The sequence below is a fragment of the Nostoc sp. DedQUE09 genome, from assembly GCF_034530915.1.
GTDB lineage: Bacteria > Cyanobacteriota > Cyanobacteriia > Cyanobacteriales > Nostocaceae > Nostoc.
In genome coordinates this window covers 26,300-38,350 of the sequence record NZ_JAVRCE010000034.1, presented here as the reverse complement: position 1 = coordinate 38,350, position 12,051 = coordinate 26,300, and the positions used below count along the sequence as shown (strand labels likewise).

The 12,051-nt window shown below is 41.8% G+C and carries 7 protein-coding genes; all 7 read right to left on the bottom strand.

What is annotated here, in order from left to right; translation table 11 throughout:
* Positions 1–149: 149 nt before the first annotated feature.
* The 7 genes from RMY27_RS20930 to RMY27_RS20900 all read right to left on the bottom strand — a co-directional run bounded on the left by RMY27_RS20930 (position 150) and on the right by RMY27_RS20900 (position 11,964).
* Complete coding sequence (locus tag RMY27_RS20930; RefSeq protein ID WP_322666397.1) at positions 150–872, bottom strand: carbonic anhydrase; 723 nt, start codon at positions 870–872, stop codon at positions 150–152.
* A gap of 454 nt (positions 873–1,326) precedes the next feature.
* Positions 1,327–1,515 carry a hypothetical protein gene (locus RMY27_RS20925; protein ID WP_322666395.1) on the bottom strand — a complete coding sequence of 63 codons (189 nt, stop codon included), beginning with the start codon at positions 1,513–1,515 and terminating at the stop codon, positions 1,327–1,329.
* Between the two features lie 398 nt (positions 1,516–1,913).
* Positions 1,914–5,630: a diguanylate cyclase domain-containing protein gene (locus RMY27_RS20920; RefSeq protein ID WP_322666392.1), complete on the bottom strand. Its 3,717-nt coding sequence runs from the start codon at positions 5,628–5,630 to the stop codon at positions 1,914–1,916.
* A 567-nt stretch (positions 5,631–6,197) separates the two neighbouring features.
* Positions 6,198–6,605: a response regulator gene (locus RMY27_RS20915; protein WP_322666390.1), complete on the bottom strand. Its 408-nt coding sequence runs from the start codon at positions 6,603–6,605 to the stop codon at positions 6,198–6,200.
* 118 nt (positions 6,606–6,723) lie between these two features.
* A complete protein-coding gene (locus RMY27_RS20910; protein WP_322666389.1) occupies positions 6,724–7,101 on the bottom strand; it encodes a response regulator in 378 nt (125 codons plus the stop codon).
* A gap of 136 nt (positions 7,102–7,237) precedes the next feature.
* Complete coding sequence (locus RMY27_RS20905) at positions 7,238–10,114, bottom strand: PAS domain-containing protein (protein ID WP_322666387.1); 2,877 nt, start codon at positions 10,112–10,114, stop codon at positions 7,238–7,240.
* Positions 10,111–11,964 carry a response regulator gene (locus tag RMY27_RS20900; RefSeq protein WP_322666386.1) on the bottom strand — a complete coding sequence of 618 codons (1,854 nt, stop codon included), beginning with the start codon at positions 11,962–11,964 and terminating at the stop codon, positions 10,111–10,113. Before RMY27_RS20900 ends, RMY27_RS20905 begins: the two co-directional genes overlap by 4 nt.
* Positions 11,965–12,051 lie beyond the last annotated feature (87 nt).

Below are 12,051 nucleotides of genomic sequence, written 5' to 3'. Positions count from 1 at the left end.
TACCTTCCTGGCAGTCGGCCTTGTTATATAGCCTCTGCCGGGATTATTTTTTAGAAGCTTAGGCTGTACCTTGCTTTTAGATTTTTCTTAATTTTTGTGAGTTTGCATTAGCGTTGACTTATTACCTAGCTCTAAAAAGTGTGAGATATTCAAGTAATAATGTTGACTTTACCAGTGTCAATATCGTAACAAGCACCAACAATTTTTAGTTTACCTTCACTGAGCAATTTAGCTAAAATAGTTGAGCTTTCCTGCAATTTTTCAGTCTGATACTGAATGTTGGCTATAACTGCATCTTGCATATTATCACCAGTTCGGAACTTTATCCTTTCTACAGATGGTTTGATGCCCTCAATAATCAAACCAATTCTGCCAGGAAGTGGTTCGTTTTTGATTGCTTCTGCTACTGCACCACATCTTTTATGACCCAAAACCATAATCAACTGCGAACCCAATACTGCTGTAGAGTATTCCAGACTACCTATAACCGTGTCACTGACAACATTACCCGCAACTCGTACAACAAATAAATCTCCAAGTCCTTGATCGAATACAATTTCCGCAGGTACTCTAGAATCTGCACAGCCCAATATGACCGCAAAAGGATACTGAGCTTTCGCAACTAATCGCAGATGTTCTAGTGATTGATCGGGATATTGACGTTTTTGATGGATAAATCTTTGATTACCATCAAGCAAGCGTCTGATGGCTTCATTTGGACTGATTGAATTAGGGTTAACTGGCTGAATATCAGCAACAGCAGTTTGCTCTGTATTCCAAAAGCTATCGCCAAAAGTAGTAGCTGCAATACCTACAACACTGGCGAATTTCAAGAAATTACGTCGCCCGACAAATCCATTAATTCGACTCATCAATCTACCTGACAAGAACAAAGCTGTTCCCAAGAAGATATCAGGCTTAAGTAAGATGCAAGAGTACCTGATTACACGGTTTAAGAGTTATTTAATATTCGCATGGTTGAGAGTGGTTAAAATCCAATACAGTTCAGCTAGCGCCAAAAATCTTAAACTGTATAAGCTGGAGAGCTACTTCGCCCTTGCAGTTTCTCGACTTAAAGCAAGTGGCGTTTTAAACAACCTCTAAACTCGACTTTATCCATGTTTTTCGCAACGCGATTGCTTAAGCTGAAACCTTAGTATGGCAATATTTTTACTTTTTTAATTTCATATATAATTTGTGACGTTGAAAAAGTATTTGCCAAAAAACTAGGGTTTTTGCCGGATAAAGAAAGCGAGTTCTTAATTTTGGATAAAGTCGAGCTAAAAGCATAGGCGTAGCTAGTCTTGTTTTTGCTTCCTGATTCACTTAGGCACAAAGCTCTGTTCTGACGTTCATTTTCAAAAGTTTGTGGTTGACTGAAATTGGTTCTCTGACTAATGATGTATTTTTTATAGTCAAATTTAAAGTACTTTTATCTAAACTCAGGTTAGGCATCTCTTGCCAGCAGTGACGGCAGAACCAGTAGGTTTCTTGTAAACGAATGTGACGAAGCATTTGGTTGGAGCAGCAAGGGCAGTTTGTCATAGTATTGTTGTTTTATTAAAAAAAGTTAAACACAAAGGAGTAGTTCGCTCTTGGCTTCACTACCAATAGCTTTAATTTATAAACAGAAAATAAAGAACTAATAAAGAAATGAAAGCAGTTAAAAAACTTTAGAAAATATTAACAATTACTTGATTAACGTAAGGTGGCAAGAACCGCAGTATCGCTCACTCTCTAAGAGGTTGTTTTAAAAGTGTTTGGCTGTGATTTTTATCACATTTTTACCCCCCTTAATCCCCCCTTATAAAGGGGGGAAACCGGAAAATCTAGTTCCCTCCCCTTTCTAAGGGGAGGGTTAGGGAGGGGTAAAAAAATATTTGATACATCAATCATGACTTTTCAAACATCCTCTAAGACAGTCTATTTATACAAGAACGATTACGCCCGTTTGCTTTGGCTTGATAAAGGGCTTGATCTGCTGCTTCAATCAAATCTAAAGGAACCATATTAGATGTCGGAATCACTGTGGCAATTCCGATACTCAAGGTGACGCGGTGCCTCACAGGCGATGCCGCGTGGGGAATATTTAGCTGTTCTATAGCTTTATGAATTTCTTGGGCAACGTGAAAAGCCCCATCACTAGCAGTGTTAGGCAAGATGACAACAAACTCTTCTCCACCATAACGAGCAGCTAAATCTCTAGAACGTTTAACACTTTGTTTGAAAGCTTGGGCAATAAAGCGCAAACAATCATCTCCGGTCGCATGACCATAAGTATCGTTATATTGTTTAAAATAATCAATGTCGCATAAAAGTAGTGAGACAAAACCTTGTTCTCGTAAAAGATATTGCCAGGCAGAATTAAGTTTAATATCAAAACATCGGCGATTGGCGATTTGAGTTAATTCATCCACCATTACCATATTTTCAAGCTGCTGATTGGCACGCTGCAATTGTTGATAAAGTTCTGATTGCTGAATAGCGATCGCTACCTGTGTTGCCAATTGCTGAAGCAGTTCGCTTGCCCAAGGTTGCCACTGACGCGGGGCGCTGCAATGATGAGCAACCAAAAGACCCCAAAGGCGATCGCCCTGTAAAATTGGTACAACTAGCTTGGCTCTAACTTGCAACTTTTCCAATAACTCTACATGACAAGGGGCAAAGCCGGCGGTGTAGATGTCTGGAGTAACTCTGAGCGTACTTTCTTGATAAGACTGTCCCTGTATTTTGACAAAATAGCTGTCTGTAATTTTCATATTCAAAATCGATTGCCAACCTGCTGCTATAGACTCCGTGACAATCACGCCACTCCAATCACGGTTAAAGCGATAGATGATGACGCGATCGGTTTGCAGAAAATGTCGGACTTCAGCAACAGTTGTGTTTAAGATTTCATCCAAGTCCAAAGACCTACGGATATGTTGAGCGATCGCATAGACCATCCGTTCCCGTTCTGTTTGCTGTTGCAGGGCAATTTGTGCCTGTTTGCGGTCTGTGATATCTGTAAATGATGTCACCACCGCAGATGGTTTTGATTCATCGGATTCAAACAGTGGCTGAGAATTGATTGAAATCCAAGTCAAACTGCCATCAGGTTTATGAACTCCCATAATCACGTTAAATTGGGGTTGTCCGGTGCGTAAGGTGACAATGGCAGGGTGAGTTTCACCTGGAAAAGAAGTACCATCTTCATGAATAGCTTGCCATAGCAAAGCGATGGAAGTTCGCCCCATCATTTGATCGGCTCTTAACCCTAAAATTCTTTCGGCACTGTCATTACAGGTGGTAATGCGTCCATCGGATTGCTGTAGGACAATACCTTCTGCCATTGCTGTAATTACGGAACGATAGCGTTGTTCGCTTTCTCGCAGCGCTTCTTCCATACGCTTACGTTCAGTAATATCAGTATGAGTTCCTAGCATCCGTAGGGGAAAACCATTCTTGGCGCGACTCGAAACTTGACCCCGATCTAGAATCCACTTGTAGGTTCCATCCTTGCACTTAATCCGATATTCACTGACATATTGTTGGGTTTCACCAGACAAATGCTTGCTAATCTCTTCGTAAACCCTCGCTTTATCATCAGAGTGAACCCGTTGTTCCCATTCACTGAGGGTATTTCCAATTTCATGCTCTGCAAACCCTAACATTTCTTTCCATCGTCGGGAAAAAAAGACTTCGTTAGTTTCAGCATTCAAATCCCAAACTGCGTCGCCATTTCCTTCCAAGGCATACTGCCATCTTTCTTCACTGGTTTTGAGTGCGGCTTCGATTTGTTTACGAGGGGTGATGTCTTCAAAAATGTATAACCGCCCAAAGTATTGATCCTGAGTATCCCGAATTTGACTGGAAAAGCGGCGAATCGTTCGCCCATCGACAAATAAAATCTCATCCTCAATCGTGCAACGATTTTCTTCAGACTGCAACGGTTTATAGGATTCGACAAATGCCGATACATCGACAATTGAAGATATACAATCAGGAATTATGTCATTATTTTTTAAAGCACCCAAACGCATTTGGTCTTCTAGATGTTCGATGCCCCAAATTTTACAGAAGTGGTGATTGAAATAGAGGATTTCATCGGTACGATTGTCGACAACAAAAAATCCCAGCAAAGAAGTTTCAGTCATAGAACGCAGCAAAGCTTCCCGCCAGCGCAATTCTGATTCTGCACGCTGGTGTTCTTGTAGTGCAGCTTGCTGCTTGGTAATATTCTTTTCGTTGACGAGGATGATGGAGTTACCCGTTACTGGATCTCGCGTAGATCGTATATCCATCCCATGCCATTGAATCCCCTCAGCGGTGGACACCTGAGCCTCTATGCTGAACACCTCACCGAAATTAATCGCCTCTATAGCTTGTTGTCCAACACTCTTGTCAACAAAGTGACTCAGGAAAATATTCTCAGTTGACGAGTTAGGGTGCAGGGTATCCCGATAACAGCGAAGGGCTGCCGGATTTTGCATCAAAGGTACACCATCCATCGTGTAAAGGGAGACGATCGCTGTGGTGTGACGTAGGGCTTCAATCGATCTAAGTGTTTCTCGATCGATCTGATTGATAACTTCTGTTGATCCTTCAACCAGCATCGCCATTCGCCCTTCTTCAATTTGAATTCCAGAAAAGATGCAGCGCAGAGAAACAGGTTTTCCTTCTGGGTAAAATGTCCAGTTTTCAGTGATGGTTTTCCCTTGCTGAAATTCTTGCAAATAGCTTTGCATTCGAGTGTGAGTAGACTGGGAAACATCACTGAAGTTGCGATTGAGCAATTCTTCTCGACTTTGAGCATTCCAAATATGCAGAGCGGATTGATTCGCCCACCACATCTGCAAGTTTTGAATATCATAAATCCAAACTGGAGTTTGTAATCGGTCAAATGCAATCAAGTCTGCAACTGATATATTCTTTGGCAATGCTGTTCTTGTGATAATGGAACCTCTAAAATTCTGATACAGAGTTCTTTTAATTGACTTCAACTTTGGCTGAACTGTCAAATTTTTCAGGTTTTGATTGAGTTTCAGCGTTAGTTTTTGGCAGGATGTAGCCCTTTGCTGATGGCGTTCTGCTTCCCCAAGAGCGATTCCTAACTCTGCGGCTATAAGTTGGAAATACTCAATTTCTAAAGAACTCCATTGACGCGAGCCACTGCACTGGTGAGCAATTACTAAGCCCCATAAATGAGGATATGTACTAGAAACTCCATCAACTTCTTGATTATTGACTAAAATTGGTACTACTAAATTAGCTCGAATCTGTAAGTCTGTTAAGAGTTTTTTGTAGCAAGGGTCAAGGGTTGTAGTATGAATATCTTCAACAATACCAACGCTTCCATCTCGATATCGCTCTACCCATGTCGCATTGAAGCAAGGATCGTAAATTAATTGCCCTAGAATCGGTTTCCATCCATTACTTACAGACTCTTCTGCGATTACTCCATCTCCATCCGGCAAAAAACGATAGATAATGGCGCGATCGCTTTCTAAAGTTGTTCTAACTTCGCTGACAATAATCTTGAGAATTTCACTCACTTCAAGTGACTGATGAATTTGATCGACCAGCATCCTAATTCGATCAAGGATTTGCTTTAAATCAATTTCAGAACCCGATAGACGATTGAAGAGCATAGCAATAATCTATGTATATGCACTTAGCTAGATGTAAAATTTTTCTCTAGTATTTAATTTTATGCCAAATTCCCTAAAACGTTAAGCTTAAACTTGATATAGCAATCCGAATTGAAACGTGAGAAAATCTATAGGCAGAAAGTAAGTATCTATAAGTATTTTAGCGATTTTTTTTCTTAGGAATGATTTAGGATTACTATAGTTGGTAATAACTTCAAAATCAAACCAACTGCTCAAAGGCTAAACCTTGATATTTATACTTCAATTTATAAAAATTTTCATTTGCATGAGATACATGCTAGGGATGCACAGCTAACTGTGCATCCCTAAGAATTTTTTTTACTCTAAGTAATTGCAAATCCTGCTATATATTGGATGTTTGTAAGAATTCAGAAGTCAGGAGTCAGGAGCCAGAATATTTGTAAAATCAAGCGTGTAATAACTTCTTGATTTTATTAAACTTATTAAGTTTAGGTATCAAAATCTTCTTAATTCTGGATTATGGATTCTGAATTTTGAATTCTGAATTCTTACGGATGTTTTACCCATTCTTCTTTAATCTTTTAGTCAAGTAAAATCCCAACCCAGCAATTGAGCAACCTGAGCCGGGAGGGTAACTGGATTAAAGGGTTTGAGTATTACACCTGCGACTTGATACTGTCGCAAAATTTGCGAATCCAACCATCGCGCTTTTGCACTGAGCAACACTACAGGAATAGCTTGAGTTTCTGGATGATTTCTTAGTTTATTCATAAACTCAAAACTAGCCAGATCGCGGATTGAGATATCTAATACAATCGCATCAGGAGTATGGTGTACTGCATTCTGCAATCCTTCTAATGGAGAATCTGCTGTCACCACATTCCAACCAGCTAAATCTTGGAGGCAAAATTTTACTATCTCACGAACATGCAGTTCATCATCAATGAGCAATATCGTTTTGCCGATTATATTTACCTCCTCTAGCATGTTCATTTTATTTCATATACCTTTCTTAGTTACAGATAAAAACACTTTTATCTGTAATCAAGAAAAATACATTACAAAAATAAAAAACTAATAAAGATATAGATTTTGTTACCAAACTTAACTATTAATCGTCCCACCCCAGAATTTCACTAACTTCGTTGCAAATAGAGGTGGGTTCAAAAGGTTTGGTGATAATCCCAGCAATTCCCATCTGGGCAAAACGGGCGCGATCGCTCCCTTGGACTTTCGCTGTTAACAAAATCACTGGTATAGCTTCGGTTCCTGAATTCGCCTGAAGTTTTTCGTAGACTGCAAATCCGTCCATGTCAGGCATAGAAACATCAAGTAGAATGGCATCAATAGGTTCCGTCTGGGCGATTTTTAATCCTTCTGACCCTGATGCAGCTGTCAGAGTGTCCCATTCTCCCAAGTCTTCTAAACAAGCTTGCACTAATTCGCGGATTCGTTCTTCATCATCTACAATTAACAATTTTTTTGTCATTTGTCATTTGTCATTTGTCATTTGTCATTGGTCATTTGTCATTTGTCATTTGTCATTGGTCATTAGTTATTTTATTATTCTCCCCTGCTCCCCTGCTCCCCTGCTCCTCTGCTCCTCTGCTCCCCTGCTCCCCTGCCTAATTTATCGGCAATGGTAGAGTGAAGAAAAACGTGCTGCCAACACCAAGAGTACTTTCAGCCCAGATTTGCCCACCGTGCCGATCAATAATACTACGACAGATTGCCAATCCCAAGCCTGTGCCGCCTTTGGTGCGAGAATCAGAGGCATCTACTTGCTGAAATCTTCCAAAGATTGCTTCTAACTTATCTGCTGGAATACCTCGGCCTCGATCCGTTATTTGGAATAATACGTAGTCTGTTTGCTGTTGGACACTGAGAGTAATAGTAGAATCGGCAGGCGAGAATTTAATCGCATTACCTAACAAATTGGTGAGTGTTTGCACAATGGCATCAGGAGCCGCCCAAACTTGAGCATTGGTAGGGTGGATTTTAAAGGTAATATTTTGCTGATTGGCGATCGCTTGCACTACGGCTACTGCTTGTTGAATTAAATCAGCCGCATTGCAGGTGGTTTTTTCTAAAACAGCTCGATCCGATTCTAAGCGTTCCAAATCGAGAATATCGTTAACAAGACGCACTAAGCGATCGCTATCGATGGCTGCAATCTCAATCATGCGCTTGAATTTGTCTGGTTTTTTGTCGTAGATACCAGTTTGTAGTAAGCCTAGTGCTGCACGAATTGCAGTTAAGGGAGTGCGGAGTTCATGACTCACAATGCCAATAAACTCACTCTTGATCAGATTAATCTGTTCTAGTTCAGTGATATCTTCGGCAATACCAGCAATCCGAACTAACTCGCCTAGTTCATTTTTGATCGGAAATGCGCGATCGCGAATCCAACGGATTGAACCATCAGGGCGAATAATCCGATATTTGTTATCATATTGCCCTGTTCTGAACTTTTCAATGAATTCAATTTCGACGCGCTGGCGATCCTCTGGGTGAATTGCATCTAACCAATTTAAAGAGTTGTGATACAAGTCTTCACAACTTCTTTGCCAGATGGTTTCATAAGCATTGCTCACATATAGAACTTGTTGATTGCGAATATCTTTGATCCAAAACATTGCTTGGATGTTTTCTGCCAGCTGACGAAACTTTTCTTCGCTCTCGCGTAAAGCTTCTTCGATGCCTTTGCGCTCAGTGATATCTTGGTGAACTGCAACCAGAACGTCGCCGTAGTCGGGATGCCTGAATACAGAAGCCGTCACACTACACCAAAATGGCGTACCATCTTTTTTAAGATTCTGGGCTTCATAGGTGGCTTCTGTATTTTGTAAGACGGTAGACAGAGTGGCTTGATTTACATTTTCATTAGTTACTGATTTGGTGACATAGTTGATAATCGAAACGTGTTGACCGTTGAGTTCACCACAGTCGTAGCCAAACATTTGCTCAAATTTCGGATTGGCATAAACAATGACTCCATTATCGATTCTCACTAAGCAAATGCCTTCCCCCATATTTCGGGTGATTACAGCCTGAAGCTCCAGCATTTGCGCTTGTTCTAAAAGTGTGAGTTGAGTTTTTTGCTGCTCTATCACTGTTTTTCGCAGGCGATCATTCGTCTCTGTCAGTTGTGCAGTGCGTTCTTGCACTCGTTGCTCAAGTTCGGTATTCAGTTGTTGTAGGTCAATTTCTGCCTGTTTGCGCTCTGTTAGTTCTGTCTGTAATTGTTTGAACAAATCTGCTTGCTGGATAGCAATGCTTACCTGCGCTCCTAACTGCTGCAACAGAGTGATTTCTGAAGATTGCCACTCACGAGGAGCCGCACATTGATGAGCCGCCAGTAATCCCCACAATTCATCTCCTACGGAAACAGGAACGACCAGATTTGCCCTCACTTGGAGACTTTCTAAAAATTCAACGTGACAGGGACTAATTCCAGCAGTATAAATATCAGTTTTCGCAGTGACTAAGCCTTGTTTAAACGGTTCGACGTTCTCTTTACCAATGCAAGGGTCATGAATTTGGAGTGGTAAAAGAGCCATCCATTCCGGTGCTACAGACTCAATAACAATCGTTCCACCCCAACCTGGATAAAATTGGAAGATAGTAACGCGATCGCACTCCAGAAATTGCCGCACTTCATCGACAGTAGTTTGCAAGATATCTTGTAAATTCAGCGATCGCCGGATACGCTGGGTCATTTCCATGACTAAGCGCTGTTGCTCAAATTGCTGTTGCAGCGTTTCTTGTGCTTGTTTGCGCTCGTCAATGTCTATGACAGTTCCCGCCATCCGGACAGGCTGACCCGCTCGGTTATAAAATGTGTTTCCCCGCCCCTCAATCCAGTGGATGCTACCATCTGCCCAAATAATCCGATACTCATGGTGGTAAGTGCTGTGACTTTGCAGTGCTTGTTGTACTACTTGGTTCAGAGAAGGGCGATCTTTAGGATGTAAATGGGCATCAAAGGTTTCATATTTACCATCAAAACTACCAACAGCCAAGCCGAATAACTGTTCATGTTCTGGCGACCACTTGATTTCTCCTGTGACAATATTCCAGTCCCACATTCCCATGTGCGCCGCCGATAGAGCCATCCGCAGTTGCTCGGCATTTTCCTGAGCCAATCTTTGGCTAAGTTGTTTAATCTTTTGTCTGCTGTGCTGAAGATTGCTAGTGATTAGGTTAATCACCAAGGCAACCAGTAAAAAGATACTTAGCCGCAATAATTTTTCTGGTTGATCGATCCAGATTTGGTATCGCGGAGGCATCAATAAATAATCAATTGCCAGTGTCGAAAGGACAAGTGTAACGATCCCTGGTCGAAAGCCACCATACCAAGTACTTACAATAATAGCTATATAGAAAAAAGCACCAATGGTTCGGGAAAGCAGCGGTTCTAGCCAGAGTGACAGCAGCAGGGCGATCGCAGCTGAACCAATAGCCACACCGTACTTCAATAATTGCTGATAATTTCTCATCATGCTTTACTTTTCCCTGCCTGAGAGCGCCAACGCGTTCTTTGAATGCGGCTCAGTACCCGTGTCACAAGTTCTGGCCCTAGCACTGGCTTGCTGATAAAATCATCGGCTCCGGCAGCAAAAGCTTGCTGAAGAAATTCTGCTTCGGTATGGGCTGTAACTACTAAAATCGGTAAATCTCCCCACTGGGTATCTTGGCGCACGACTTTGCACAACTCTAATCCGTTCACTATCGGCATTTCTAAATCTAGCACCACCAAATCAGGAGATGTTGCAATCAGTACCTTCCAAAATTGTTGTGATTGGGAGAGGGTGATTACTTCCAGCCCCCAAGGAGTTAATAACGCCGATAATCCAGCCAGTATTACAGGGTCATCGTCTACGATTAAAACTTTGGCTTCGGAAGTTTGAGGTTGAGGTAAGACACGAGCGATCGCCTGAAAAATCTCCTCGGTTGTCGCCGGTTTATGCAAAAATTGTCTAGCTCCTAAACGCGATACTCTCAGCCGATCTGCTAGAGTATCTCGTCCTGTAAAAACAATTACTGGGATATTTGGCGATCGCTCTACTATCTCGCTCAATAATATTAATCCGTCTTCCTCTGCTGTTGTAAAACTCAAATCCAGTAAAACTGCGTCAGGAGTTTTTAAGGAAAAAAGCGATCGGGCGGTTGCTAAGTTTGGTGCAACCTTCATCCTGATTCCCCATAAATCGGCTTCTGCTTGCAACTGCTTTGTCAGCATAGGATCATTATCGATTACTAACAGCCGATGAGTTTGCTTCATCGGGACGCTTGGAGCAGCAAAAATGACAGCAGGCTTGGTTAACTCTTGCTGTAATGCTGTTACCAGTTGCGAGAAATTAGAGATTTGCTCTGGAGATAGCGAGGAATCTTCAAGCAGCAAATGTTCTATTTTCCGTGCAAGCCGGGAACCCTCTGGATAACCGAACGACCCCATTGAGCCTGCTAGCTTATGGGCTTCACGCAATGCATTCTGCTGTAAATCTTCATTTAAATTTCCTGCCAAGAGTGCAGTTTTTGCTTGCTCCAGCACTGCAACCTGTCCAACAAAGGAATTACGAAATCGCTCCAGCACGCGATTTACAGAAGTCATATCTTTGAGGCCGGGTTTTTTCTTTCCATCTTGATTCTTTTCCCCAACAAAGATTGAGCGATTAGGTGCAGGCTTGACGCGATAGCCCATGCCATATACCGTTTCTAGAAATTCTTCTGCTATACCTGCTGTTTTCAGTTTCTTGCGCAAGTCTTTAATATGAGTCGTAACTGCATTTTCAGTCGGTGCATCCCCAAATCCCCAAAGCCGATCTAGAATCACTGCACGACTAAAGATCCGGTCTGGGTTTTGCAAAAATAACTCCAGCAGTTTGTATTCTGTGGCTGTGAGGAGAATTTCCTGCTGATTACAAGTTACTCTGCCGGCACTTGGATCTAAAGAGAGATTTCCCCAGGTTAAGGTAGATGATGAGATCGCGCCATTGCGTCGTAATAAAGAGCGAATTCTGGCTAGTAATGCTTCTGGGTCAAAGGGTTTGATGACGTAATCATCTGCTCCGGCATCTAACCCCGCCACAATATCTGCATTAGAATTTTTCCCGGTTAACAACAGAATAGATTTATGGTAGCCTTGCTTTCGCAGTTGCCGACACAAGGTAATCCCATCCAGTTTCGGAATTAGCCAGTCCAGCAAAATCAACTCATATTCAGTCGATAGCGCTAGTTCTAATCCCGCTTCTCCATTGCTTGCAATGTCGATAGTATAATGATTTGCACTCAACAACTCGAAGAGTGCTGTACTCAGTAATACGTCATCCTCTACCAACAAAATTTTCATAAGTTGTATCAAAAGAAGATGCTTATGACACCTTCGCGATCGCAGGGCACACCCTCTGCGCGGTCAAACTTTTATGTAATTTTAATA

Bases quoted from the DNA above. Each gene is read 5' to 3' on its own strand.
- RMY27_RS20930 (WP_322666397.1), bottom strand. From the start codon at position 872: ATGAGTCGAATTAATGGATTTGTCGGGCGACGTAATTTCTTGAAATTC.
- RMY27_RS20925 (WP_322666395.1), bottom strand. From the start codon at position 1,515: ATGCTTCGTCACATTCGTTTACAAGAAACCTACTGGTTCTGCCGTCAC.
- RMY27_RS20920 (WP_322666392.1), bottom strand. From the start codon at position 5,630: ATGCTCTTCAATCGTCTATCGGGTTCTGAAATTGATTTAAAGCAAATC.
- RMY27_RS20915 (WP_322666390.1), bottom strand. From the start codon at position 6,605: ATGAACATGCTAGAGGAGGTAAATATAATCGGCAAAACGATATTGCTC.
- RMY27_RS20910 (WP_322666389.1), bottom strand. From the start codon at position 7,101: ATGACAAAAAAATTGTTAATTGTAGATGATGAAGAACGAATCCGCGAA.
- RMY27_RS20905 (WP_322666387.1), bottom strand. From the start codon at position 10,114: ATGATGAGAAATTATCAGCAATTATTGAAGTACGGTGTGGCTATTGGT.
- RMY27_RS20900 (WP_322666386.1), bottom strand. From the start codon at position 11,964: ATGAAAATTTTGTTGGTAGAGGATGACGTATTACTGAGTACAGCACTC.